Here is a 23,206-nt window from a genome sequence, read left to right as displayed (position 1 = left end):
CTCCCCTCCCGACGTATGCCCCGAAGGACGCTCGTGAGCAACAAGATGATCGACCCGGCCGACTGGCCCGACGGCGTGCTCCTCAACCTCGGCTGTGGGCACCACGCGCCGAAGACCTGGATCAACATCGACCGTTCTCCCATGATGATCCTCCGCCGCTTCCCCGCGGTCCGGAAGAGCCTCAAGAAGGTCGGGGTGCTGACCAACGACCACATGGGGACCTGGCCCGACAACATCCTGCGCCGCGACCTCTCCAAGCCGCTGCCGCTGGCCAACGGCACCGCCGACGCGGTCTACTCCTCGCACATGCTGGAGCACCTCTTCCTCGAGGACGCCCGCAAGTTCCTCGCCGAGTGCGCCCGCGTGCTCAAGCCCGGCGCGCTGATCCGCCTGGCCCTGCCGGACGCCGAGCAGTTCGCCAAGGACCTGCTCGCCGCGGCCGAGGACCCCGAGGGCAAGGCCGGGATCATGTACGGCCAGATGCTGCGCGCGCACCCCGAGTCCAAGCCCACCGGCAAGCGCCTGGTCACCTTCGTCGGCGGCTCCAACTGGCACCGCTGGCAGCCGACCCGCGGCCTGGTGAAGTCGCTGCTCGCCGAGGCCGGCTTCACCGACATGAGCGAGCACACGTTCCGCGAGGGCAAGGCTGCCCCACCTCGCCGACGTCGAGCAGCGCGAGGACTCCTGGTTCATCGAGGCCGTGCGCACCTGATGCATCCGTACGACGGGCCCCTGCCGATCTCGGCGGGGGCCCTTCGTCGTTCGTGGGGGCTCAGCCCCAGATGCCGGACTTGCCGACCATCTTGCCGCGCACGCCGGAGACCAGCCGCGGGAAGCGCTCCTTGACGTAGACGAACTCGTCGACGAGCGTGATCCGGGCGCCCTTGGCGGCATCGCCGCCGAGCTCGCGGCCCACGGTCTTCCACGCCGCGCGCTTCCACGCCTTCCAGGCCTCCGCCTCCTCGGGGAGGAAGGGCAGCGGGAGGTCGGCGCCGGCGCGCGCCTGGACCCGCCAGGCCCGGCGGATCAGCCGCGGGATGCGCTTGCCGGCGGTGTCGTGGTTGTAGCGGTACGCCGGCGCGGGCGGGAGCTTCTCGGAGCAGGCGAGCACCGCGGCGGCGTACTCCTCGGCGAGGGCGCGGATCGTGGAGTCCTCGGTGAGCGAGTGCACCGGCGACTCCGACCAGCGCACCGACATCAGGCTCGGGGCGCTGCGGATCGAAGGCGTGGAAGTGGAACAGCCGCAGGCGCTCGTCCTTGCCGACGATGGCGTAACCCTTCTCGTCCTGGGCGAGCGGGCGCTCGTGGACGTTCATCACCGACACGTTGTAGCCGTGGTGGCGCAGCGCACGGGCCTGGAACAGGTCGGCGCCGATGTCCATCCACTTCTGGTCGACGAACAGACCGTTGAGCGCATCGACGATGCACTCCCAGCGCAGCCGCTCCCACCACCAGTCGAGCGAGGCGATCGCGCGACGGTCCCAGCCGCCGAAGCCGAGGTTGTAGATGCCGACCATCACCTGGTGGCCCTCGTTGACGGGCGCACCCTCGGGCAGCGGGTGCAGGAAGTGCGAGGTGAGCAGGATGCCGCCCTCGCTGGCCTGCAGGCTCGCCGGACAGGCTCCTCCATCGGCTCGGTGACATAGGTGTCCGGGTCGAGGTAGAAGACCTGCTCGGTCTCCTCCAAGAGCCGCTTGAAGAGCAGTGGCTTGATCGCCGTGGCGAACTCGACCAGGCTCGTAGCGGGTCGTCAGGCCGAGCAGACTCACGCCGGTCGAGGCCGAGGAAGTCGGTGCCCAGCAACCGGATCGGCAGGTCCGCGGGCAGGTCGTGGTCCGTCGAGGCTCTCCGCGTCGATCAGCAGCACGACCAGCCGTGCCCCCATCTGCCGCTCCAGGCTCTCGGCGAGCGCCAGCGCCTTGGGCAGGTAGTTGGTCGCGAGGACGGTGCAGTAGGTCACCGTGGGGGTCGGCATGGGCGTCACCTTACTGAGCGGGAGCGGTGTGCGAGCCCGAGTCGCCGGACTGGCTCCCGGTCTCCTCGGGGGCGGGCGCGCCGACCCTGTCCTCAGGCCGGTGGCGCAGGTACGTCGCCCACCAGATCACGTTGCAGATGACCTGTCCGACGACCAGCGCCCAGTAGGCACCGGTCACGCCGCCGACCACGACGCCGACGCAGATCGCGGTGGTGAGGATGACCGTGGTGGCGATGTCGATGCGCACCGTCTTGTGCACCGCGCGCATGCCGAGCAGGCCCGCGCGGGTGCCGCAGATCGCGGCGTAGAGCACCATCTGCACGGTCGCCGGCAGCAGCAGCGCCTGGGTCGGCTCCCACACGTCCTTGAGCAGCAGCCGACCGACCGAGTCGGGCAGCAGGAGCAGGACGACCATGTTGATCACCGAGGCGGCCACCGTCAGCAGGGTGGTACGACGCACGTGGCGTCGTACGTCCGCCGACCCGGGCTCCAGCCGGGAGATCTCCGCGGTGCCGGCCGCGACCGACGCCAGGTGCACCAGCCCGACCGGGCGGGTGATGAGGACCGTGCCGCGCACCGCGCCGAGGGCGTCCGCGCCGGCCGCCACCCCGACCACCACGGAGCCTGGCGAGCGAGGCCATCTGGGTGGAGGCGAAGCCGATCAGGTAGCGCCAGGAGAACGACCAGGTCTCGCGCAGCCACTTGAGAGAGACGTGCAGGTGCCGCAGGCCGAAGCGGGTGAAGACGAGCAGACCGGCCAGCGCACCGGACCCGGCCCACGCGGCGACGAAGGTGACCAGCGAGCCTGTGGTCGAGCACGGCCAGCAGCACGATGACGGCGATCATCAGCACCAGCCAGACCGTGTCGATCATCAGCGAGAACGACGGCCGGTGAGTGGTGAAGCCGAGGTAGCGGCCCAGGTCCTGCAGCGCGATCAGCGGCATGCAGACGCCGAGCACGATGAAGGAGCCCGCGAGCTCCGCGTGCCACAGGTGGGTGACCAGGCCGGCCACGACGAGCAGGACGCCCGCGCCGAGCCCGAGCAGGGTCGTCGTGCCGATGGCGTCGCCGGGACGCTCCTCGGCCTCTTCGGGGTGCACGAGCAGCGGCTCGCACAGCAGCGCGCGCAGGCAGCCCTGCACGGTCACGAAGGCGGTGAAGACGATGCCGTAGAGGCCGAAGGCCTCCACGCCGAGCACCTGCGCGGCGAGCACGAGGATGAGGACGTTCGAGGCTCCGGAGACGGCCTGGTCGACGGTGATGACGCGCAGCCGGCGCCCAGCCGACGACACACCCTTGTCCACAAACCCCACCGATGCTGTCGTAAGCCGTCCGAGCAGGTCTAAGGTAGCCCACCAGGGGGCAGCACCGGGCGCGATTGCGCGCATCGGAAAAGGACGCATGGGGCGTCCGCTGGACCCGAGGGAGCTCTCCAAATGAACAACGCCACCCCGTTTGCCGACCGGTCGAAGCAGAAGGCCATCGAGTGGGCCACCGCGACGGTGTCCTGGGGGCCCGCGCGGCTCGCACTCAAGAAGGGCGCCCACCAGGCGGCCCGGGCTCGCGGCCGAGCCCTCGAGCGCAGGGGCGAGCTCCCCGCGATCGCGAACATCTACACCGCCTCCACCCCCAAGGCCGGCAGCCAGTGGATGCGCGCCGTCTTCGACCACCCGGTGGTGCGCGAGCAGACGAACCTCTTCACCGTGCCGCAGGCTGAACTACCAGGACCGGCCCGAGCGAGGCCTGCCGCTGGCGAGCCTACGTGCCCGGCCTCTACGTCCGCTACGACGAGTACCGCCGCATCCCGCACCGCTACCCGCACCGGGTGATCTACATGTTCCGCGACCCGCGCGACGTGGTGATCTCCGGCTACTTCTCGGCAGTCAAGACGCACCAGAACACCTACAACGACGAGGTCGAGCGGCTGCGCGACGAGCTTGCGCGCGATGCCCTTCGACGAGGGCCTGCTCAAGGCTGATCGAGGAGGCGGCCCCGCGGCTGCAGGAGATCGCGACCTGGGCGGGCGTCGAGGACCCGAACGTCGCGTGGTTCAAGGCTCGAGGAGGTCTCCGCCGACCCCGAGCCGCACGTACGACGCATGCTCACCCACTGCGGTGTCGAGCCTGAGCGAGGCGAGCCTTCGCCACCCTCCTGGCCGACACCTCGCGGGAGACCCTGCAGGCCAAGGACCTCGCCAAGCGCGAGGCCGGGGCGGAGTCGCACTACCGCGTGGACCGCAAGGGCTACCAGGACCTCTTCCAGCCCGAGCACTACGCGGCCGTCGAGAAGGCCGTGCCCGGCCTGGTCGCCGGTCTCGGCTACCCCGAGTGACCCGCCAGCAGCGGATCAGGCTGACGCGCGCTGCGTCCTCGAGGGCCTGCAGCCCCACCGGGTCGTCGCGGTGGGCGACGGCGACGTCCCAGAACGCGTAGCCGCGCTCCTCCTTGGTCGTGCGCTCCAGACTCGGCGGTGCGCTCGACCAGACTCGGTGGTCGGGAAGGTGCCGATGAGCCGGCCGCCGTTGTCCCACAGCACGGCCTGCTCGTAGCCGCGCTCGTGCAGCGTGGGCCACAGGCTCGCTAGGGGTGACCTCGGGGTTCACGATCCGGGTCGGCACCGGGTCGAACTCGAAGAAGATGACCGGCTTGGAGACCAGGAAGGCCGCCGACACGGCGGTGACCAGGCTGGACGTCGTACCCGTCGGTGTCGGACTTGACCAGGCGGACGTTCTCCAGGCTCGGGGTACTTCTCGCGCAGCGCGGTCGTGGTGATCGTCGGCAGGCCGTCCTCGACCGAGGTGCGCTCGACGATGCTGCTGCCGAGTCTCGGCGCGGGCGATCTTCAGCCCGTGCGTCTGGTCGGTCTCCGGGGAGACCAGGACGGAGTGCTCGACGGCGACGTTGGCCATCGCGCCGACGTTCGCCTGCAGGTAGTCGAGCCAGTGCGGGTCCGGCTCCACGCAGACCGCGCGGCCGGGCGCCGCGTCGAGGACCACGAGCGCGGTGTCACCGACATTGGCGCCGATGTCGAGCAGGGTGACCTCGCCCTCGGAGCGGGCCAGGGACTTCGCGAGCGCGACCAGGTTGTCGAAGTAGACCGAGCCCGGGTGGGTGAAGTAGGGCAGGGCGTGCCCGCGCGGCAGCACCATCTCGATGCCACGGACCGTGCGCTTGACAGGCTTCACCGGCAGACGCGAGTCCACCATCAGCCGGACACGCGCCGCGACCTTGCCGAGGGGAGGAAGGGACACCGGGAACCTCTCGTCGCACGCCACCAGGACGCGCCGATGCTATACGCCCGAGGCCCTGGCCACAGGCGTTGTGGAAGGTACGTCGAAATCAGTGCTCTCCACGCCCTCGGCCGCCCTCACGCCGTTGTCGCCGGGGCTGCGACCGGTGGTCGTGACGACCGCGACGACGCTGAGCGCGATCGGCGCCCACACGCCGCGGTCGTAGAGGCTCGGCACGATCGCACCCCAGCCGACGTAGGTCCACGCGGCGTAGCACAGCCGGCGGTAGGGGCTGTCGCCGAAGAGCGGGCGGGCGAAGGCGAACAGCACGAACAGGTAGGCCAGCAGGCCGAAGAAGCCGATGCCGACGGCGACCTCGAGGAAGTTGTTGTGGATGTCGAACAGGTCGATCAACCCGTCGCCGAACCACGGACTGTTCCAGAACCGGTCGATGCCCGACTGCAGGCCGTTGGTGCGTGCCTCGTTGGAGCCGGAGGCGCTGCCCTGGCCGAGGATCCGGTCGATCGCCGACGTGCCCGAGCCGACCTCGACCACGAGCGGGAGCGCCGCCAGGAAGATCGCGCCGCCGATGGCGAAGATGAAGCCGGTCACCGCGGAGCGCTCCACGACCGGGATCATCAGCACCAGCACGGCCGCGACGGCGGTCGCCCCGCGGCTGCCACTGAGCAGGATCGTCACGCCGCACAGGGCGATCGCGCCGAGCACGGCCGCTCGGGCCAACGGCTTCTTGTAGTGGAAGAGCAGGTAGAGCAGCAGGCTGATCGACATGATCGCGGCCCGGCCGAAGTAGTTGGGGTGCGTGGTCAGCCCGAAGTAGCGGCCGTCCGCGGTGACCCCGCCGCGAGCCATGCCCCCGAGCCAGCCTGACCATGTGCCCGGCGACGTAGGCTCCAGGCGAGCAAGCTGGATGATCTTGTCCGAGGGCATCCACAGCGCGAACGCGATGGGCAGCGGGACCAGCACGATCAGCCACAGGACGAGGGCGAAGAAGGCTGAGGAAGGACTGCTCGGAGAGCGTCGAGGCGATCGCCCCGAAGATGGCGATCCCGGAGACGCCGAAGATGTAGCTGATCGGCATCGAGATCCGGCGGTTGATCACGTGCGGCAGCAGCAGCGCGAACCCGACGACGAAGAGCACGTCGGTCGGCGTGATCTGCTGGCCCTCGGGGACCAGGCCCTTGTACATCGGCGCGGTCGCGAAGGCGCCCATCAGCGTCAGCGTCGCCGTCTTGAGCGAGCCGAGCACCGCGAGCAGCGCGATGAACCCGGCCACCAGCACGCCGGCCGCGAGCCCGAGCAGCCCCTGCGTCGCGGCCAGCGCGACGAGGCCGGCCGTCAGGACGACGTACCCGGCGACGATGGTGATGCGCCAGCCGTTGCCGGGCGCCGCGCCGAGGACGCCAGTGCGTCCGGCGGCTGCCGACTGCTGCACAAGGACCCCTTTCCGGTGGATCGCGCAGGAGTCTACGGCCTGAGCGGGCTCACTCGGCGCGAGACAGCCAGATCACGCCGAGTCCGGCCATCGGGCCGTGCTCGTGGCGGGTCGGGGTGAGCCCGACGGCGGCGAACCAGTCGAGCAGGTCGTCCAGGGATCGGCCCGGCATGGGGTGGTACTCCATGACGACCTTGCGCACGCCGGCCCAGGACTCCGGGCTGCTGCTGAGGACGATGTCGTACTCCGCGCCCTCGACGTCCATCTTCACCACCCGCACCGGGCTCTGCGCCGCGGCGACCGCCTGGTCGAATTCCTCGGCCTCGACGGTGACCTCGCTCCCGCCGTGGGTGTGGACCAGGCCGGTCAGCCCGTTGTGGCCGCTGCCGGTGCCGCTGTCGGTGAACGTGAACATCCCCGCCCGTCCCGCCATCGCCACCGCTCGTACGTCGACCTGGTACATCAGCCCGTTGCGGCGCACGTTGCGGCGGATGAAGCCGGCACTGGTCGGCGAGGCCTCGTAGACCCGGACCTTCACGTCGGGCCGCGCGCCGGCGACCGCCAGCGAGAAGCACCCGATCTGGCCACCGACGTCGAGCACGGTGTCACCGGGGCCGACGCCGTCGAGCAGACTCGTCGAGGTGGTAGGCGTCGTCGGCGAAGATCTCGTAGAGCGGGAAGCGCGCACCGTCGGCGTTGGGGCACGCCACGACGTACCCGTTGCGCATCCGGAAGGTGATCTCCGGACGCCGCCACTGGGTCCGGGTGCTGCCGAGGTCGAGGAAGACCTGCACGTAGTTGCGGAACAGTCGCGGCGTCTGCCGCACCCTCGTCATCGTGTGGCTCCGTGCCCGCACGCGCACAGCAGTCATCTGCTGCCCCTCCCCGGTCCTCCCCCCAGCGATCGCAGTAGGCCGACCCTGGCACAGGACGAAGGTCCCGGGTGAGTCTTTTTACGAACCTTCTCGTAAAAGTTCTCAGCCGCCGGCGAAGGGCGGCAGGAACTCCACCGTCTCCCCCGGCCGTACGACGACCGCACCGGGATCGCCCGAGGACACCGGCCGCTCCCCCACCAGCACCGAGCACACCCGCACGACGTCGGCGAAGGTGCCGCCGGGATGGCGCTCCACGACCGCCGCGCGCAGACTCGGTCAGCGTCAGCGGGCCGTCGGAGGCGACGTCCTCCTCGGCCACCCCGGCCGCGGAGCGCGCCGCGGCCCAGTAGCGGACCCGGATGACCTCGGTCTCATCCACCGTCTGTTCCCTTCCGCGTTGCGCCCTGGTTTCGCTATCCTCCCCTACACGAAAACCGGCCGGGGCCCAGCGTTGCGTTTCGGTCTCTCGACATGGCTCCGCGCGACCCGCGGCTGCCAGTGAGGAGACCCCAGTGAGCACTCTCCTGCTCCTGACCAGCGCCCTCCAGCCCTCTGCCGAGGTGCTGCCCGGGCTCGCGCTGCTCGGCCACCACGTGAAGATCCTGCCCGCCGAGGGCAGTGCGCTGCTGGAGGCCCCCGAGGCCGACCTGCTGCTCGTCGACGGACGCCAGGACCTGGCCGGCGCGCGCGACCTGTGCCGGCTGATCCGCACCACCGGGACCGACGTACCGGTCCTGCTGGTGGCGACCGAGGGCGGCCTCGCGGTCGTCAGCCACGACTGGGGGATGGACGACGTCGTGCTGCACACCTGCGGCCCGGCCGAGCCTGGAGGCGCGGATCAGACTCGCCATCGGCCGGCTCGCCGCCGCGCGCGACGCCGCTGACCCCGAGGCCCACGTCATCCGCTCCGGCGAGGTGGTGGTGGACGAGGCGACGTACACCGCGAAGGTCGGCGGGCGCGTGCTCGACCTGACCTTCAAGGAGTTCGAGGCTCCTCAAGTTCCTCGCCCAGCACCCGGGCCGCGTGTTCAGCCGCCAGCAGGCTGCTGCAGGAGGTGTGGGGCTACGACTACTTCGGCGGCACCCGCACCGTCGACGTGCACGTACGACGCCTGCGCGCCAAGCTCGGCCCCGAGAACGAGACCCTCATCGGCACCGTCCGCAACGTCGGCTACCGCTTCGTGCTGCCGTCCAAGGACGCGGCCGCGGAGGCCGACTCGGCGCGGGTGGCCGCGCGCGCCGACGCCTGAGTCGCGCGTCGGTCAGGACGTGCGGCCCTGCTCGTCGAAGTGGTCGCTGGTGCGCATCAGCGACACGACCTCCTCGCGCAGCCGCGGGCCGAGTCTCGCCCCAGCCCTCCTTGTAGCCGTAGACCGCGGCGAGCGAGCGGGCGTCGTAGTCGCCGTTGAAGATGTCGACGTCGGTCGTGGTGATGAGGCCGGGGTGCGCCACGCCGACGGCCGCCGACACCCGGGTCAGGCTCCTTGCGCAACGTGCGCAGGTAGACCGCGCAGCGCTCGGCCTTGGAGACCGGGTCGAGGCCGCGGACCAGCCACGGGTTCTGCGTGGCGACGCCGGTCGGGCAATGGTCGGTGTGGCACTTCTGCGCCTGGATGCAGCCGATCGAGAGCATCGCCTCCCGGGCGACGTTGACGAGGTCGGCTCCGAGCGCGAAGGCCACGATCGCGTTGTCGGGCAGGCCCAGCCTTGGCCGAGCCGATGAAGGTCAGGTCGTCGGTCAGGCCCAGGCTCGGCGAAGGTGCCGTAGACCCGTGAGAAGCCCATCCGGTAGGGCACCGCGACCGAGTCGGCGAAGATCAGCGGCGCCGCACCGGTGCCGCCCTCGCCGCCGTCGACGGTCACGAAGTCCACACCCCGCTGGCGCGGCTCCATCAGCCGGGCCAGGCTCCTCCCAGAAGTCCATCGCACCGACCGCGGACTTGATCCCGACCGGCAGCCCGGTCTCCGCGGCGAGCAGACTCGACGAAGTCCAGCATCGAGTCGACGTCGCGGAAGGCCGTGTGCCGCGAGGGCGACGCGCAGTCCCTGCCCTGCGGGATGCCGCGGATCGCCGCGATCTCCGCGGTCACCTTCGCCGCCGGCAGCAGCCCACCGAGACCGGGCTTCGCGCCCTGGCTGAGCCTTGATCTCGATCGCCCGGACCGGTGCGGAGCCGACCATCTCGAGCAGGCGGGGCAGGGAGAAGTCGCCCTTGTCGTCGCGGCAGCCGAAGTACGCCGTACCGATCTGCAGGACGAGGTCCGCACCGTTGCGGTGGTACGGCGAGATGGCGCCCTCGCCGGTGTTGTGCAGGCAGCCCGCCGCCGCGGCGCCCTTGTTGATAGCGGTGATGGCGTTCGAGGACAGCGAGCCGAAGCTCATCGCGGAGACGTTGACGACCGAGCCCGGCCGGAACGCCTTCGCACGCCCGCGCGGGCCGCCCAGCACCTTCGCACTCGGCAGCGTCCAGTTGGCGTCGTGGTCGCTCGGCAGACTCGTCGGCGAAGGTCCGCGGCTTGATGTAGGCGTGGCCCTGGGTGTGCTCGACGTCCATGTCGGTACCGAACCCGAAGTAAGTCTGTTCTGCTCCTTGCTCGAGGCGTAGATCCAGGTCCGCTGGTCCCGGCTGAACGGCCGCTCCTCCTCGTTGCTGGTGACGATGTACTGCCGCAGGCTCCGGCCCGATCGTCTCCAGCCAGTAACGGGCGTGGCCCAGCACCGGGAAGTTGCGCTGCAGGGCGTGCTTCTTCTGCAGGATGTCGCGGGCTGCGACCGCGCCGAGGGCCGCCACCGCCCCACCCACCGCGTGGCTGAGGCTTCATGAGGCAGGTCTACCCGGGTCACCGCGTCGCACGCAATGCAGCGGATCGACTCGCGATAGCGTCGCGACGTGCCCTCCGAGGAGTTCCTGACCGGTCCCGCCGCACTCGCCGCGATCGAGGCGGTGAGCGCCGCCGCGGCCGCGGCCGACGGGGCCGCGCCGCTCGACGAGGCCGCTCTGCTGCGGCTGCGCCACCACGGGCTGGCCGGTGCGGAGTCCTGGGTGAGCACGGACGGCTTCGCGCTGCGCCGAGGCACCGAGCCTGGACCTGGTCGTCGCGCCGGGCGCGCGCGGCGCCGGGCTCGGTGGGCGGCTGGCCGGCCACGCGGTCGCGGAGCCCGGTGAGCCTGACCGCCTGGTCGCACGGCGACGACCCGGCCGCCCGGGTGCTCGGTGAGCGGTGGGGCTTCGCCCGTGACCGGGAGCCTGTGGGTGATGCGGCGCCCGACCGCCGTACCGCTGCCGGGGCTGGAGGTTCCCGACGGCGTCACCATCCGCGACTACGGCGACGGCGACGCCGCCGCCCTGCTGGCCGTCAACGCAGCGGCCTTCGCCACGCACCCCGAGCAGGGCGCGCTGGACCGCGCCGGGCTGGACGAGCGGATGGCCGAGGCGTGGTTCGACCCCGCCGGCCTGCTGCTCGCCGTCGACCCCGACGGCACCCTGCTCGGCTTCCACTGGACCAAGCAGCACGATGCCGCCACCGGCGAGGTGTACGTCGTCGGGATCGCCCCCGAGGCCCAGGGCCGCGGCCTCGGGCGGGTTCTCACCCTCGCCGGTCTGCACCACCTCGCCGCCCGTGGCGTCGCCGAGGTGATCCTCTACGTCGAGTCGGACAACGCGCCGGCGCGCCGGCTCTACGAGGGGCTGGGCTTCACGCACGCCGCAGCCGACACGCACGTGCAGTACCGCCGGGCGCACTCTGTGGAACATTCCCCGTAACCCCGGCATCCGTGAGTAGATTTACCTCCCATGAGGCTCTGTCACCGACGACGGGCCGGAGTCCGAGGACTCCCGGCTCGACGAGTCGCGCTCCGAGCGCGGCAAGGGACGCAGGGGCCGGTTGTGGCGTCGCCACGACAAGGAAGTGCCGGTCGTCGGTGAGACTCGACGCCGAGGACCTCGACGGTTCGCTGCGCCGCAGCCACACCTCCGCGGTGGTCGAGGGCGACGACGAGGAGCCCGAGCCGAGCGCGCCCGCGGTGCACGACGCCCCCGCGGACCTGCTGGCGGCCGACGACCCCGACAACATCGCCGCCCGGGTCGGCTCCCGGACCGGCCCTGCGCCGGAGGTCGACCACGACGACGTCGACTGGGAGGCGGTGCTGAGGCTCGGGCGAGGAGCCCGACGCGGACGCCGAGCCCGGGGCCGGGCTCGAGACGCAGGAGGAGCCCGACGCGCAGGTCGACTCCGACGCGGAGCCCGAGCCCGAGCCCGAGGACGCCGCCGAGGCGGAGGCGGAGGCGGACGGTGAGGACTGGGCCGCACTGATCGACCGCGCCGTGGGCCGCGACGAGAGCACGCCGGTCCAGGGCGGCCTGGCCGCCCGCATGGCCCGGGTGCGCGAGGAGCCGGAGGTCGCGGAGTACTCCGGCGAGGCCCCTGGCGCCTGGGACGGCAGCGACGACTGGTCCGCGATCATCTCCCGCGCGACCCGCGAGCCGGACCCGCTGAACGACCCGATCGAGGAGCCGGAGGAGCCGGCGGCCGAGCACGCCTCCGAGGAGGCGCCCGAGGCAGCGGACCTCGAGGCCGAGCCCGACGCGGTCGAGAACGTGCCCGACGCGGTCGAGGACGAGCCCGAGGTCGAGGCGGTCCAGGCGGTCGAGGCGGTCGAGACCGAGGAGCCCGCGGCCGCGCGGACCGAGTTCGGCGACCACCACACGACCGACGAGGAGGCGGGCCAGCGGATCATCGCGGCCGCCATCGACGGTGGCTTCGCCGAGCCGACCCCGGTTCCGGCACCGAAGGGACTCGCCCGGCTGCGCCGCCGCAACGGTCCGGGCGCCGCCCCGAAGCCGGAGGCCCGGCCGCTGGCGGACTTCGTGGAGCCGCCCCTGCTGGAGGAGCCGATCCCGGACATCGACCGGTCCTCCGACGTGCCCCGTCGGCCGGCGGAGGTGCTCGCCCAGGCCCGCGCCGAGATCGAGGCCGAGCTCGCACCGGCCGTCGAGCCCGAGGCGGAGGCCGACGTTCCCGTCGAGGCGCCGGCGAACGCCGAGGTGGTCGCCGCGCTCGCCGCCCGCCTGCGCCGCGACGCCGAGATGGCCGCCGCGACCCAGGCCGCGGAGCGGCTCGCCGCCGAGGAGGCCGCCCAGCGCGCCAACGAGGCGCGCGCCGAGGCCGACCGCCTGGCGCAGGAGCAGGCCCAGACCGCCGAGATCGCGCACCGCGCCCGGGCCGAGGCCGAGGAGCCTGGCCCGCGCGGAGTCGGTCGCCCGCGAGGCCGCCGAGCGCGCCGCCCGCGAGCGGGCCGAGCCTGGCCGATGCCGAGTCCGCGCGCCGTGAGGAGGCGGAGCGGCACGCGGTCGAGCAGGCCGAGCGGGCCGCGGCCGCGCACGCCGAGCGCGAGGCCGCCGAGGCCCGCGCCCAGGAGCAGATCGAGCCTGGCCTCCGCGGCCGCTGTCGCACGGCAGGAGGCCGAGGCGGCCGCCAGCAGCCTACGCCGACGCCGCGCGCCAGGCTCACGAGGACCGTGCCGCCGCCGAGGACCGCGCCCGCGTCATGGCCGAGGCCGCCGCGGTCAGTGCCGCCGAGCACGCCGAGTTCGCCCGGCGGATGCTGGAGGAGCGCGAGGCGGCCGAGCGTACGTCGGCCGAGATCGCCCAGGCGCGTGCCCTCGCCGAGGACGCCGCCCGTCAGCAGGCCGCGCTCGCCCAGGAGGCGCACCGCGCCGCCGAGGCGGCCGAGGAACGGGCCCGCCTGCTCGCCGAGCAGGCCGCCGCCAGCGCCGAGGAGCACGGCGCCCTGGCCCGCCAGGCCGTCGACGAGCGGGCCGCCGCCGAGCACGCCGCCGCCGAGCACGCCCGGCTCGCGACCGAGGCCCACGAGGCCCGGGCCGCCGCCGAGCAGGCCGCCCTGGAGCAGGCCGAGGCTCGCCCGGATCGCCCTGGAGACCGCGGAGGCCGCCGAGCAGCGCTCCGAGGACGCCGCCGCCCGCGCCACCGAGCAGGCGGCCGCCCGGGTCGCCGCCGACGAGTCCGCCGCCCAGCAGGCCCAGCGCGCCGAGGAGGCGCACGAGGCACGCCGGCTCGCCGAGGTCGCCGCCCGCGAGCAGGCTCGACCTGGCGCGCGAGGCCCAGGCCGCGGCGGCCGCCGCGCACGACTCCGCAGCCGCCCTGGCCGAGGAGAAGAAGGCCGCCACCGAGGCCCTGGCCCTCGCCGCGGAGTTCGCCGCCGAGGCGACCCACGCCCGCACCGAGGCCGAGGCCCGGGCCACCAGCGCCCTCGCCGAGCTCGAGAAGGCCGCCGCCGCGCACGTCGCCGCTCTCGAGGACCTCCAGACCGAGCCTGGTCCAGGCCCGCGAGACCGCGCTCGAGCACGCCCGGGCCCGGGTCGAGGCCGAGGCCGCCGCCGCCGAGCAGGCCGAGGCCCGCGCCGCCGCGGAGGCCCGCGCCATTGAGACTCGCCCAGGAGCGCGAGCGCGCTCTCGACGAGGCCACCCGCGCCCGCGAGGCCGCCGAGGCGCACGCCGCCGAGCCTGAGCCAGGCCCGCGAGCAGGCGCTGGCCGCGGCGACCCAGGCCCGCCTCGACGCCGAAGCCCGCGCCGCCGCCGAGGCCGACGCCCGCGCCCAGGCACTCGCCGACGCCACCCAGGCCCGCCTCGACGCCGAAGCCCGCGCCGCCGAGCAGGCCGAGGCGCGCGCCGCCGCGGAGAACCGTGCCCACGAGACCGCGCAGGAGCGCGAGCAGGCGCTTGCCGAGGCTGCCCGCGCCCGGGCGGTCGCCGAAGCCAATGCCGCGGACCTCGCCGACCAGGTCGCCCAGATCCGCGCCCGCCTCGACGCCCAGCCCGAGCCCGCCCCCGCCGTCGCGCCGGTCGCCGCGCCCGTTGCCGCGCCCGTTGCCGCGCCGGTGTGGCCGGCTGTGGTCGCGCCGGCCGCGGCCGTCGCGGAGGTACGGCACGAGGAGCCCGACGCCGAGGAGCCCGAGCCCGAAGCGCTCGTCGAGCCGGAGCCGGAGCCCGAGCCCGAAGCACTCGTCGAGCCGGAGCCGGAGTCCGAGCCCGAAGCGCTCGTCGAGCCGGAGCCCGAGCCGGAGCCCGAATCCGAGCCGGACGTCGAGCCGGACGTCGAGGCCGAGGTGGTCGCGACCGAGCCCGAGCCCGTCACCGCGGACGAGGTCGAGGAGGTGCGCGAGCACTACCTGCTCTCCTCCGCCGAGAGCGACCTGTCCGACGTGGGCGTGGTGGAGGCCGACGAGGCGTACCTCGTGTCCTCGACCGAGACCGGTGAGCACGACCTCGCCGCGATCGCTGCCTCGTCCGCGGCACCGACCGCTGCCGACATCCTCGCCGAGGCAGACAGTGAGGAGCCCGTCGACGAGTCGAGCATCGCGCGCGGCCCGTCGCTGGTCGAGCAGTGGCGCGCGAGCGTCGAGCCGGTCGACGAGACCGAGGGCCTGGTCGAGATCGACGGCGAGGACGCCGAGCCCGCCGTCCCCGCGCCCGGCCTGGCCGCGCTCTGGCGCGCCTCGGCCGCCGCTTCCGACGAGGCGGACGCGGTGGTCGACCCGGTCACGAGCGCGGACGAGGTCGTCGCGGCCGAGCCTGGCGCCGCTGCGCGACACCGACTTCGGCGACGACCCCGAGCCGGTCGTGGAGCCCGAGCCCGAAGTACTTGTCGAGCCGGAGCCCGAGCCCGAGCCGGAGCCCGAGCCGGAGCCCGAGCCGGAGCCCGAGCAACACCGCCCCTCGGCCACCGAGGCCGGCCGGGCGACCGTGGCCGCGCTGGCCGCCGACACCCCCACCCGCACGACGCAGACCGGCACCGCCCAGCCGTTCCACTCCAAGCGCGGCGACTCCAGCCTGGCGTTCGTCGCCCTGCTGATCGCCGTGGCCTGCGCCGCGGTGGTCGGTCAGCAGGCGATCCAGGGCCGGATGCTCGACGACATCCCGCTCAACGCGACGCTGACGGTGATCGCGGCCGCGCTGCTGCTCTTCGCGCTGCGCGCGCTCGGCAACACCCGCACCGTCGCGATCGACGAGCAGGGCATCCTCAAGGTGACGGTCGGGGACTTCAACAGCACCTTCGACCTGACCAGCCCGAACACCAAGATCGAGCAGACCGGTACGCCGGGCTCGCGCAACTGGCGCATCAACATCCTGCGCCGCAGCATGTCCCCCGTCGCCGTCGACAGCCGGATGGTCGAGGCGCACAGGCTTCCTGGAGGCGCTGCGCCAATGGCGTCCGGACCTCTAGAGACCGACCTCGCGCACCTGCGATCCGAGCGGGACGCGCTCGCGCAGCAGGTCGAGGACCTGACCGAGCAGACTCGCCCAGGCGCGGGCGCGGATCAGCGCCCTCGAGGCGGACCAGTCCGGGCCGCTCGCCCTCTTCGAGGGTGGCGAGGACCGGTTGACCGGCGACGGCAGCGATCCCCGGGTCCTGTCGATGGTGCTCGGCGCGACCGCGGTGGTCGCCGGCATGGTCGCGCTGCTGGCGCTGATCAACGGCAAGGCTCGGTACGCCGTTCGGCATCGTCATGGTCGTGCTGACGCTCGCCCTGGCGTGGGGCGCGGCGCGCACCCGGGTGGTGCCGGTGGAGGTCAGCGTGGTGCGCGGGATGGTCTACGTGCAGCAGGGTGAGTCGTCGTACCGCTTCGAGGTGCGCAAGCCCGAGACGGACGTGCAGATGGTCGGCCAGCCGGGCGATCCGGGGTGGCAGGTCCGCTTCGGGCGGCGCGGGCTCGAGCCGTTCGTGATCGACGCCTCGATGGTCGACGCCCACGAGTTCGTGGCGAAGGCTGCGGGAGTTCCGCCCCTCCCTGTGAGCCTCAGCGCAGGGCAGTGCGCAGCCGGCCGGCGATCTCGAGCACGGCCGCGCGGCTGGTGCGCCCGGCGCCGACGATGTTGAGGAAGCCGTGGATCTGGTCCACGAAGCGCCGCATCTCCACCTCGACACCGGCGTCGGCGAGCCGTCGCGCGTAGGCCTCGCCCTCGTCGCGCAGCGGGTCGAAGCCCGCCGTGACGAGGTACGCCGGCGCCAGGCCCGGCGGCGACTCGACGTCGAGCAGGTTGACCCGCTCGTCGCTGCGGTCCGCGGCGGTCGGGAGGTAGATGTCGTTGAAGGTCGCGATCGACTCGGCCGTGAGGTAGAGGTCCTGGCCGAACAGACGCAGGCTCTCGGTCTGCCGGTCGGCGTCGACGCACGGGTAGATGAGCAGACTGGAAGGCGAGCGGTACGCCGGCCCGGGCCGCCTCGATCGCGGTCCACGCCGCGATGTTGCCGCCCGCGGAGTCACCCGAGACGCCGATCCGCTCGGGGTCGGCCCCCAGGCTCCTCCGCGTGCTCGTGCACCCAGCGCAGCGCGGCGAAGGCGTCGTCGAAGCCGTCGGGGAAGGGGTTCTCCGGGCCGAGCCGGTACTCCACCGACAGCACCGGTACGCCGGACTCCTCCGCCAGCACGCGGCAGGGCGCGTTGTGGGAGTCGAGGTCGCCGTAGAGGAACCCGCCTCCGTGGAAGAACAGCAGCAACGGCTGCGCCTCGGTGGCGGGCCGGGCGCCGTGGGGGAGGTAGTGCCGCGCGGGCAGGCCCGCCACCGTCAGGCTCGCGGACCGCGCCGATGGGCTGGTCGCCGCCGACGAGCCCCGCGTTGGCACGCATGTCCGCGCGCCCGCTGGCGATGTCGGCACCGGCGAGGTCGCCCTTGCGTGCGATCCGCTGCAGCCGCAGCATCGTCTGGAGGTCGGTGGCCAGGGTCTGCCCGTCGAGGACGAGCGGGCGCCCGGCGACGGCGCGCTGGGCGGGGCCGGGCAGCGCCATCAGGGTCTTGAGGGCGGCGGACTCGACGGTCGTGCGCAGGTTCACGCCGCCCAACCTACTCACCCGTAACCGGGCGGCGCTCGCGACACCTCCCGTTCACCGACGACTGCCACACTCGATGCATGTCCACCGAGCCACAGATCGCCGACGCCCCCTCCGACGCCGACGGGCTCCGGGGGACCGGGAGCGAGGCGGAGGCGCTGGCGTCGTACACCCCCGAGCCGGCGCTGGTCGAGCGCATCGAGGCGGTCGACAACCGGTTCGTGGACCGCGAGCCTGTCCTGGCTCCGCTTCAACGAGCGGGTGCTGGAGCTCGCCGAGGACGAGAGCCTGCCGCTGCTCGAGCGGGCCCGCTTCCTGGCGATCTTCACCAGCAACCTGGACGAGTTCTTCATGGTCCGGGTGGCCGGGCTCAAGCGCCGGATCGCGACGGGCCTGGCCGTCCGCGCGGCGAGCGGGATGATGCCGCTGGAGGTGCTCGAGGCGATCTGGACCCGCGCCGAGGAGCCTGAGCCAGCGCCAGGCCAGCGTGTTCCAGGACAAGATTGTCCCGTCGCTGCGCGAGGAGGGCATCGCCCTGGTGCGCTGGTCGGACCTCGACCGCGACGAGCAGAAGTCCTGCAAGAAGGCTCTTCAAGGAGCGCGTCTACCCGGTCCTGACCCCGCTGGCGGTCGACCCGGCGCACCCCTTCCCCTACATCTCGGGGCTCTCGCTCAACCTGGCCGTGCTCATCCGCAACCCGAAGACGGGCAAGGAGCACTTCGCCCGGGTGAAGGTGCCCTCGAACTTCGACCGCTTCGTCGCGGTGGGCAATGCCCGCTTCGTGCCGCTGGAGGACGTGATCGGGGCCCACCTCGGCCGGCTCTTCCCCGGCATGGAGGTGCTCGAGGTGCACACCTTCCGGGTCACCCGCAACGAGGACCTGGAGGTCGAGGAGGACGACGCCGAGAACCTGCTGGCCGCGCTGGAGAAGGAGTCTGCTGCGCCGCAAGTTCGGCCCGCCGGTGCGCCTGGAGGTGGAGGAGTCGATCGCCCCGTCCGTGCTGGAGTCTGCTGGTCTCCGAGTCCGGGCATCAGCAGCGAGGAGGTGTTCCGGCTGCCCGGGCCGCTGGACCTGCGCGGGCTGCACTCGATCGCCGACCTGCCGCGCGACGACCTCAAGTACCCGTCCTTCGTGCCCTCCACGCACCGCTGGCTGGCCGAGGTCGAGTCCTCCGCCCCGGTCGACGTGTTCAAGGCGCTGCGCCGCCGCGACGTCCTCCTCCACCACCCCTACGACTCGTTCGCCACCTCGGTGCAGCGCTTCATCGAGCAGGCCGCCGCCGACCCGCACGTGCTGGCGATCAAGCAGACGCTCTACCGCACCTCCGGCGACTCCCCCATCATCGACGCCCTCATCGACGCCGCCGAGGCCGGCAAGCAGGTGCTGGTGCTGGTCGAGATCAAGGCCCGCTTCGACGAGCAGGCCAACATCCGCTGGGCGCGCAAGCCTGGAGCAGGCCGGCTGCCACGTCGTCTACGGCCTGGTCGGCCTCAAGACCCACTGCAAGCTGGCGATGGTGGTCCGCGACGAGCCCGAGGGCATCCGCCGCTACACCCACATCGGCACGGGCAACTACAACCCGAAGACCTCACGGATGTACGAGGACCTCGGCCTGCTCACCACCGACGAGACCATCGGCGAGGACGTCGCCCACCTGTTCAACAACCTCTCGGGCTGGTCGCGCAAGGCGACGTACGAGCAAGCTGCTCGTCGCTCCCGACTCGGTCCGCAGCGGCCTGGTCGAGCAGTTCCACCGCGAGATCGAGCACCACCGGGCCGGCCGGCCCGCCGGGATCCGGATCAAGGCCAACTCGGTCGTCGACGAGGAGATCATCGACGCGCTCTACCTCGCCTCCTGCGAGGGCGTCCCGGTCGAGTCTGCTGGTGCGCGGGATCTGCGCGCTGCGCCCGGGCGTCGCGGGCCTCAGTGAGAACGTCAAGGTCCGCTCGGTCCTCGGGCGCTTCCTCGAGCACAGCCGCATCTTCTCCTTCGAGGGTGGCGGCGAGCCGACCGCCTGGATCGGCTCGGCCGACATGATGCACCGCAACCTGGACCGCCGGGTCGAGGTGCTGGTGCGCCTGCCCGACCACTCCCGCGACGAGGTACGACGCCTGCTGGACCTCGCCTTCGCCGAGACCACCCAGGCCTGGGAGCTCGGCGAGGACGCGCGGTGGACACGCAACGCCGGCACCGAGCACCTGCAGGAGACGCTCATCGAGCGCCAGCGGCGCCGCCGGGACGACTCGCCGCGCTGACCTGCGCGGATGCTCCCCGCGGCAACGGTGTGACACCCGCCGCGGACAGGCGGATTGCATTTACCGCCTCGTGACCCCCTAGCATGATGACGTTCTTCTCCGCCTCAACGGGAGTCCATGTGGGTCTGCGTCTGCGTCCGGTCGACACGTCTTTCTACGACCTCTTCACCCAGTCCGCGAACCACCTCGTCGGTGGCGCGGAGATCCTTGCCGAGATGCTCTCGGACAACTCCGACAAGGCGTCGGTCGCCGAGCGCATGCGCGCCGCCGAGCACGCCGCGGACGAGACGACCCACGAGATCGTGAAGAAGGTCAACAGCACCTTCGTCACGCCTTTCGACCGCGAGGACATCTACGCGCTGGGCTCCGGCCTCGACGACGTGATGGACATGATGGACGAGGCCGTTGACCTGATCCTGCTCTACGAGGTGCAGACGCTGCCGGCCGAGCCTCTCCGAGCAGGTCGAGGTGCTGCGCCGCTGCGCCGAGGCTGACCGCGGCCGCGATGCCGCGGCTGCAGTCCATGCAGTCGCTCGACGACTACTGGATCGAGATCAACCGGCTGGAGAACACCGGCGACCGCAACCACCGTCGTACGCTCGCCAAGGCTCTTCTCCGGTGAGTACAAGACGATCGAGGTGCTCAAGCCTGAAGGACATCGTCGAGTCGCTCGAGGGCGCCATCGACGCCTTCGAGAAGGTCGCCAACACGGTCGAGCAGATCGCCGTCAAGGAAGGCTGAAGGGCCCTGCTGTGACCCTCACCCTGGCGATCGTGATCGCCGTGATCGTCATTGCCCTGGCGTTCGACTACACCAACGGCTTCCACGACGCCGCGAACGCGATCGCCACCTCCGTCTCCACGCGCGCGCTCACCCCGCGGATCGCGCTCACCCTGGCCGCCCTGATGAACTTCATCGGCGCCCTGCTGGGTCAGGAGGTCGCCAAGACCGTCGCCGACGTGATCACCATCGAGGACAAGACCGGCACTCTCACCGTCGGCGTCCACCACGGCCTGGTGGTGGTGATGGCCGGCCTGCTCGGCGCGATCATCTGGAACCTCATCACCTGGTACTTCGGCCTGCCCTCCTCCTCCTCGCACGCGCTCATCGGCGGTCTGGTCGGTGCCGCGCTGGCCGGCGGCGTCTCGGTCAAGTGGGACACCATCGTGGAGAAGGTCCTGATCCCGATGGTCATCTCCCCCCTGTTCGGCTTCTGCGCCGCCTTCGTGGTGATGACCGCGATCCTGTGGATCTTCCGCAAGGGCAACCCGCACCGGATCAACCGCGGCTTCCGCGGCATGCAGACCATCTCCGCGGCCGCGCTGGCGCTCGGTCACGGCCTGCAGGACGCGCAGAAGACGATGGGCGTCATCCTGCTGACGCTGGTGATCGCCTACCCGGCGTCGTACGACATCGAGACGCTGCCGCTGTGGGTCGTGCTCGCCGCCGCGACCGCCATCTCCGCCGGGACCTACGCCGGCGGGTGGCGCATCATGCGCACCCTCGGCCGCAAGATCATCCACCTCGACCCGCCGCGCGGCTTCGCGGCCGAGTCGGTCGGCGCGGGCGTGCTCTACACGACCGCGTTCGTCTTCCACGCCCCGATCTCGACCACCCACACGATCACCTCGGCGGTGATGGGCGCGGGCGCCACCAAGCGCTTCTCCGCGGTGCGCTGGGGCATGGCGCGCACGATCCTCGCCGCCTGGGTCTCGACCTTCCCGGCCGCCGCGCTGGCGTCCTGGGGCTGCTACGAGATCCTCAAGCTCGTCCTGCTCTGACCCCGCCCACGAACCGTGGGTAGTGGCACCGCGAACCGTGGGTAATGGCACCACGAACCGTGGGTAATGGCACCACGAACCGCGACCGAGGGTTTGGTACGTCGACGTACTCCGCCACCAGCCGCGTCTCGCACAGCCATCTGCCGCGGCTCGTGGTGCCGCGCAGCACGGTTCGCGGTGCCATCCGGCACGGTTCGTGCGGTCAGGCGGGGTCGATCGTGAGGCTGTAGCCCCGCCCCCGCACCCGTCGTACGACGGCCGCGGAGCCCAGCCGCGCGCGCAGCCGGGTGACGTGCATGGCGATCGTGTTGCCGCCCGGCCGGTGGCCGCTGGTGCCCCACAGCGCGTCGCCGAGTTCGTCGTCGGTGACCACGCCGGGCGCGTGCAGCATCAGGGTCCGCAGCAGACTCGAACTCCTTGAGCGGCAGGTCCGCGATCCGCTGGCCGTCCACCCGCACGGTGAACGCACTGGCGTCGAGACTCGATCGGGCCGACCTCCACCCGGGCGTGGTCGGAGACCGAGCGCGGCCCGTGCGAGATCAGGTCCCACAGGTGCTGGGGAGCGTAGGGCCGCAGCACCACCGCGGAGGCGCCGGCCAGCATGAGCGAGCCCACCCCGTGCTCGGTGACGTCCTCGGTCCCCGCGATGACGTACGGCGAGCCGAGGCGCCGGATCACGCCGACGAACTCCTCCACCGGGATCCCCGGTGCCTCCGGCGCGACCAGCACCGCGTGCGGGTCGGTACGCCCGAACTCCACCAGGGCGTCCAGGGTCGAGTCGACCCAGGTCACGTGCACGCCGTGACCCGCCATCCCGTCGGCGAGCGCGCCCTCGTCCGGCCGGGGATCGACCACCAGGAGCCTGCGCTCCGGTGGTCTCCGCCCAGCGGTGGAGGTAGGCGCGCACGGACTGCCGACGGGCGTCCCGCCCGTCCCGCATCGCCATCTCTGCTCCGTTCCGGTCTCCGTGCTGCACGCCCGAGCGCAGCATCGTCGATCAGCCGAAGCGACCAGAGATGTAGGCCTCGGTCGCGGGGTCGTCGGGATTGGCGAACATCTTCTTGGTGGGGTTGAACTCCACCAGGTGCCCGGGCTCGCCGGTCGCCTTGAGGTTGAAGAAGCCGGTGTCGTCGGAGACGCGCGCGGCCTGCTGCATGTTGTGGGTGACGATCACGATCGTGAACTCGTCCTTGAGCTCGTGGATCAGGTCCTCGATGGCCGAGGTCGAGATCGGGTCGAGCGCCGAGCACGGCTCGTCCATGAGCAGCACCTGCGGCTCCACGGCGATCGCGCGGGCGATGCACAGCCGCTGCTGCTGGCCGCCGGAGAGGCCCATGCCCGGCTTGTTGAGCCGGTCCTTGACCTCGTTCCACAGGTTCGCGCCGCGCAGGGACTTCTCCACGACGGCGTCGGCCTCGGACTTCTTGAGCTTTGCCCGCGTTGAGCCTTGAGGCCCGCGAGGACGTTGTCGTAGATCGACATCGTCGGGAACGGGTTGGGCCGCTGGAAGACCATGCCGACCTGGCGGCGTACGGCGACCGGGTCGACGCCCGCGCCGTAGAGGTCCTGCCCGTCGACGACGATCTTGCCCTCGACCCGTGCGCCGGGGATGACCTCGTGCATGCGGTTGAGCGAGCGCAGGAAGGTCGACTTGCCGCACCCGGAGGGACCGATGAACGCGGTGACCGCGCCCGCGCGGACGGACATGTTCACGCCCTCGACCGCGAGGAAGTCGCCGTAGTAGATGTTGACGTCGGAGACGTCGATGCTCTTGGCCATGGTG

General features: G+C 72.2%; 30 protein-coding genes and 5 pseudogenes. 16 read left to right on the top strand and 19 right to left on the bottom strand.

Annotated elements, in window-relative coordinates; translation table 11 throughout:
* The first annotated feature begins 33 nt into the window (after positions 1-33).
* Positions 34-846, top strand: coding sequence for a class I SAM-dependent methyltransferase (locus tag G5V59_RS28000; protein WP_278258681.1), 813 nt, complete (start codon positions 34-36; stop codon positions 844-846).
* Here the strand turns inward: G5V59_RS28000 and G5V59_RS27995 are convergent.
* The 5 genes from G5V59_RS27995 to G5V59_RS27975 are packed head-to-tail and all read right to left on the bottom strand — an operon-like array spanning position 773 to position 3,280.
* On the bottom strand, positions 773-1,198 hold the full coding sequence (locus tag G5V59_RS27995) for a hypothetical protein (RefSeq protein ID WP_278258680.1): 426 nt from the start codon (positions 1,196-1,198) through the stop codon (positions 773-775). The genes G5V59_RS28000 and G5V59_RS27995 overlap by 74 nt on opposite strands.
* Positions 1,198-1,803 carry a hypothetical protein gene (locus G5V59_RS27990; protein WP_278258679.1) on the bottom strand — a complete coding sequence of 202 codons (606 nt, stop codon included), beginning with the start codon at positions 1,801-1,803 and terminating at the stop codon, positions 1,198-1,200. The genes G5V59_RS27995 and G5V59_RS27990 overlap by 1 nt, the downstream gene beginning before the upstream one ends.
* Positions 1,766-1,975, bottom strand: a complete 210-nt coding sequence (locus G5V59_RS27985; protein WP_278258678.1) for a hypothetical protein — start codon at positions 1,973-1,975, stop codon at positions 1,766-1,768. Before G5V59_RS27985 ends, G5V59_RS27990 begins: the two co-directional genes overlap by 38 nt.
* A gap of 10 nt (positions 1,976-1,985) precedes the next feature.
* Complete coding sequence (locus tag G5V59_RS27980; protein WP_278258677.1) at positions 1,986-2,435, bottom strand: hypothetical protein; 450 nt, start codon at positions 2,433-2,435, stop codon at positions 1,986-1,988.
* Positions 2,414-3,280 carry a hypothetical protein gene (locus G5V59_RS27975; RefSeq protein ID WP_278258676.1) on the bottom strand — a complete coding sequence of 289 codons (867 nt, stop codon included), beginning with the start codon at positions 3,278-3,280 and terminating at the stop codon, positions 2,414-2,416. The genes G5V59_RS27980 and G5V59_RS27975 overlap by 22 nt, the downstream gene beginning before the upstream one ends.
* Before the next feature lie 132 nt (positions 3,281-3,412).
* On the opposite strand from G5V59_RS27975, the gene G5V59_RS27970 reads away from it, so the two are divergent.
* A complete protein-coding gene (locus G5V59_RS27970; protein WP_278258675.1) occupies positions 3,413-3,805 on the top strand; it encodes a hypothetical protein in 393 nt (130 codons plus the stop codon).
* A 5-nt stretch (positions 3,806-3,810) separates the two neighbouring features.
* Complete coding sequence (locus G5V59_RS27965; protein ID WP_278260104.1) at positions 3,811-3,954, top strand: hypothetical protein; 144 nt, start codon at positions 3,811-3,813, stop codon at positions 3,952-3,954.
* A gap of 72 nt (positions 3,955-4,026) precedes the next feature.
* Here the strand turns inward: G5V59_RS27965 and G5V59_RS27960 are convergent, their stop codons facing one another.
* The 5 genes from G5V59_RS27960 to G5V59_RS27940 form a co-directional block, all read right to left on the bottom strand.
* Positions 4,027-5,226, bottom strand: a complete 1,200-nt coding sequence (locus G5V59_RS27960) for a hypothetical protein (RefSeq protein ID WP_278258674.1) — start codon at positions 5,224-5,226, stop codon at positions 4,027-4,029.
* A gap of 88 nt (positions 5,227-5,314) precedes the next feature.
* On the bottom strand, positions 5,315-6,658 hold the full coding sequence (locus G5V59_RS27955) for a hypothetical protein (protein ID WP_278258673.1): 1,344 nt from the start codon (positions 6,656-6,658) through the stop codon (positions 5,315-5,317).
* A gap of 49 nt (positions 6,659-6,707) precedes the next feature.
* Positions 6,708-7,346 (bottom strand): FkbM family methyltransferase, encoded by a 639-nt coding sequence (locus G5V59_RS27950; RefSeq protein ID WP_278258672.1) that lies wholly within the window; start codon positions 7,344-7,346, stop codon positions 6,708-6,710.
* Positions 7,264-7,494, bottom strand: coding sequence for a hypothetical protein (locus tag G5V59_RS27945; RefSeq protein ID WP_278258671.1), 231 nt, complete (start codon positions 7,492-7,494; stop codon positions 7,264-7,266). Before G5V59_RS27945 ends, G5V59_RS27950 begins: the two co-directional genes overlap by 83 nt.
* A 141-nt stretch (positions 7,495-7,635) precedes the next feature.
* Positions 7,636-7,788 (bottom strand): hypothetical protein, encoded by a 153-nt coding sequence (locus tag G5V59_RS27940; protein ID WP_278258670.1) that lies wholly within the window; start codon positions 7,786-7,788, stop codon positions 7,636-7,638.
* A gap of 257 nt (positions 7,789-8,045) precedes the next feature.
* Here G5V59_RS27940 and G5V59_RS27935 point away from each other — a divergent pair.
* A pseudogene (locus tag G5V59_RS27935) lies at positions 8,046-8,783 on the top strand (response regulator transcription factor).
* Between the two features lie 56 nt (positions 8,784-8,839).
* Here the strand turns inward: G5V59_RS27935 and G5V59_RS27930 are convergent.
* The 4 genes and pseudogenes from G5V59_RS27930 to G5V59_RS27915 form a co-directional block, all read right to left on the bottom strand.
* Positions 8,840-9,214, bottom strand: coding sequence for a glutamate synthase-related protein (locus G5V59_RS27930; RefSeq protein ID WP_278258669.1), 375 nt, complete (start codon positions 9,212-9,214; stop codon positions 8,840-8,842).
* Between the two features lie 125 nt (positions 9,215-9,339).
* Positions 9,340-9,426: pseudogene (locus tag G5V59_RS27925) on the bottom strand (glutamate synthase-related protein); the annotation flags it as partial.
* Positions 9,426-9,623 (bottom strand): hypothetical protein, encoded by a 198-nt coding sequence (locus G5V59_RS27920; protein WP_278258668.1) that lies wholly within the window; start codon positions 9,621-9,623, stop codon positions 9,426-9,428. The gene G5V59_RS27920 and the pseudogene G5V59_RS27925, both read right to left, overlap by 1 nt.
* Positions 9,624-9,810: 187 nt before the next feature.
* A pseudogene (locus G5V59_RS27915) lies at positions 9,811-9,915 on the bottom strand (glutamate synthase-related protein); the annotation flags it as partial.
* A gap of 508 nt (positions 9,916-10,423) precedes the next feature.
* Here G5V59_RS27915 and G5V59_RS27910 point away from each other — a divergent pair.
* The 8 genes from G5V59_RS27910 to G5V59_RS27875 all read left to right on the top strand — a co-directional run bounded on the left by G5V59_RS27910 (position 10,424) and on the right by G5V59_RS27875 (position 16,432).
* Positions 10,424-10,699: a hypothetical protein gene (locus G5V59_RS27910; protein ID WP_278258667.1), complete on the top strand. Its 276-nt coding sequence runs from the start codon at positions 10,424-10,426 to the stop codon at positions 10,697-10,699.
* A gap of 90 nt (positions 10,700-10,789) precedes the next feature.
* On the top strand, positions 10,790-11,296 hold the full coding sequence (gene mshD, locus G5V59_RS27905; protein WP_278258666.1) for a mycothiol synthase: 507 nt from the start codon (positions 10,790-10,792) through the stop codon (positions 11,294-11,296).
* A gap of 158 nt (positions 11,297-11,454) precedes the next feature.
* A complete protein-coding gene (locus tag G5V59_RS27900; protein WP_278258665.1) occupies positions 11,455-11,829 on the top strand; it encodes a hypothetical protein in 375 nt (124 codons plus the stop codon).
* A 28-nt stretch (positions 11,830-11,857) separates the two neighbouring features.
* On the top strand, positions 11,858-13,978 hold the full coding sequence (locus G5V59_RS27895; RefSeq protein WP_278258664.1) for a hypothetical protein: 2,121 nt from the start codon (positions 11,858-11,860) through the stop codon (positions 13,976-13,978).
* On the top strand, positions 13,975-14,811 hold the full coding sequence (locus tag G5V59_RS27890) for a hypothetical protein (RefSeq protein ID WP_278258663.1): 837 nt from the start codon (positions 13,975-13,977) through the stop codon (positions 14,809-14,811). Before G5V59_RS27895 ends, G5V59_RS27890 begins: the two co-directional genes overlap by 4 nt.
* Positions 14,708-15,937, top strand: a complete 1,230-nt coding sequence (locus G5V59_RS27885; RefSeq protein WP_278258662.1) for a hypothetical protein — start codon at positions 14,708-14,710, stop codon at positions 15,935-15,937. The genes G5V59_RS27890 and G5V59_RS27885 overlap by 104 nt, the downstream gene beginning before the upstream one ends.
* Positions 15,934-16,164, top strand: a complete 231-nt coding sequence (locus G5V59_RS27880) for a hypothetical protein (RefSeq protein WP_278258661.1) — start codon at positions 15,934-15,936, stop codon at positions 16,162-16,164. Before G5V59_RS27885 ends, G5V59_RS27880 begins: the two co-directional genes overlap by 4 nt.
* Positions 16,067-16,432: a hypothetical protein gene (locus G5V59_RS27875; protein WP_278258660.1), complete on the top strand. Its 366-nt coding sequence runs from the start codon at positions 16,067-16,069 to the stop codon at positions 16,430-16,432. Before G5V59_RS27880 ends, G5V59_RS27875 begins: the two co-directional genes overlap by 98 nt.
* Here G5V59_RS27875 and G5V59_RS27870 read toward each other — a convergent pair.
* Complete coding sequence (locus G5V59_RS27870; RefSeq protein ID WP_278260103.1) at positions 16,353-16,736, bottom strand: alpha/beta hydrolase fold domain-containing protein; 384 nt, start codon at positions 16,734-16,736, stop codon at positions 16,353-16,355. The two genes, G5V59_RS27875 and G5V59_RS27870, sit on opposite strands and share 80 nt — an antisense overlap.
* Before the next feature lie 80 nt (positions 16,737-16,816).
* Complete coding sequence (locus G5V59_RS27865; protein ID WP_278258659.1) at positions 16,817-17,119, bottom strand: alpha/beta hydrolase fold domain-containing protein; 303 nt, start codon at positions 17,117-17,119, stop codon at positions 16,817-16,819.
* Positions 17,120-17,542: 423 nt separating this feature from the next.
* On the opposite strand from G5V59_RS27865, the pseudogene G5V59_RS27860 reads away from it, so the two are divergent.
* From G5V59_RS27860 to G5V59_RS27845, 4 genes and pseudogenes are all read left to right on the top strand, one after another.
* Positions 17,543-19,564: pseudogene (locus tag G5V59_RS27860) on the top strand (RNA degradosome polyphosphate kinase); the annotation flags it as partial.
* 197 nt (positions 19,565-19,761) lie between these two features.
* Positions 19,762-20,136 (top strand): DUF47 family protein, encoded by a 375-nt coding sequence (locus G5V59_RS27855; RefSeq protein ID WP_278258658.1) that lies wholly within the window; start codon positions 19,762-19,764, stop codon positions 20,134-20,136.
* Positions 20,111-20,383 (top strand): hypothetical protein, encoded by a 273-nt coding sequence (locus G5V59_RS27850; protein WP_278258657.1) that lies wholly within the window; start codon positions 20,111-20,113, stop codon positions 20,381-20,383. Before G5V59_RS27855 ends, G5V59_RS27850 begins: the two co-directional genes overlap by 26 nt.
* Before the next feature lie 11 nt (positions 20,384-20,394).
* Positions 20,395-21,423, top strand: a complete 1,029-nt coding sequence (locus tag G5V59_RS27845; RefSeq protein WP_278260102.1) for an inorganic phosphate transporter — start codon at positions 20,395-20,397, stop codon at positions 21,421-21,423.
* Positions 21,424-21,625: 202 nt separating this feature from the next.
* Here the strand turns inward: G5V59_RS27845 and G5V59_RS27840 are convergent, their stop codons facing one another.
* From G5V59_RS27840 to pstB, 3 genes and pseudogenes are all read right to left on the bottom strand, one after another.
* Positions 21,626-21,814 carry a helix-turn-helix domain-containing protein gene (locus G5V59_RS27840; RefSeq protein WP_278258656.1) on the bottom strand — a complete coding sequence of 63 codons (189 nt, stop codon included), beginning with the start codon at positions 21,812-21,814 and terminating at the stop codon, positions 21,626-21,628.
* Positions 21,814-22,278 carry a hypothetical protein gene (locus G5V59_RS27835; protein ID WP_278258655.1) on the bottom strand — a complete coding sequence of 155 codons (465 nt, stop codon included), beginning with the start codon at positions 22,276-22,278 and terminating at the stop codon, positions 21,814-21,816. Before G5V59_RS27835 ends, G5V59_RS27840 begins: the two co-directional genes overlap by 1 nt.
* 142 nt (positions 22,279-22,420) lie before the next feature.
* Positions 22,421-23,202 (bottom strand): annotated as a pseudogene (pstB, locus tag G5V59_RS27830) (phosphate ABC transporter ATP-binding protein PstB).
* Between the last annotated feature and the right edge of the window lie 4 nt (positions 23,203-23,206).

The sequence above is a fragment of the Nocardioides convexus genome, from assembly GCF_011090295.1.
The sequence above is the reverse complement of the archived record's forward strand: the minus strand, read 5'-3'. Positions and strand labels throughout refer to the sequence as shown.

Bases quoted from the DNA above. Each gene is read 5' to 3' on its own strand.
- G5V59_RS27995 (WP_278258680.1), bottom strand. From the start codon at position 1,198: ATGTCGGTGCGCTGGTCGGAGTCGCCGGTGCACTCGCTCACCGAGGAC.
- G5V59_RS27985 (WP_278258678.1), bottom strand. From the start codon at position 1,975: ATGCCGACCCCCACGGTGACCTACTGCACCGTCCTCGCGACCAACTAC.
- G5V59_RS27970 (WP_278258675.1), top strand. From the start codon at position 3,413: ATGAACAACGCCACCCCGTTTGCCGACCGGTCGAAGCAGAAGGCCATC.
- G5V59_RS27965 (WP_278260104.1), top strand. From the start codon at position 3,811: ATGTTCCGCGACCCGCGCGACGTGGTGATCTCCGGCTACTTCTCGGCA.
- G5V59_RS27945 (WP_278258671.1), bottom strand. From the start codon at position 7,494: ATGACGAGGGTGCGGCAGACGCCGCGACTGTTCCGCAACTACGTGCAG.
- mshD (WP_278258666.1), top strand. From the start codon at position 10,790: ATGCGGCGCCCGACCGCCGTACCGCTGCCGGGGCTGGAGGTTCCCGAC.
- G5V59_RS27840 (WP_278258656.1), bottom strand. From the start codon at position 21,814: ATGCTGCACGCGCCCGGCGTGGTCACCGACGACGAACTCGGCGACGCG.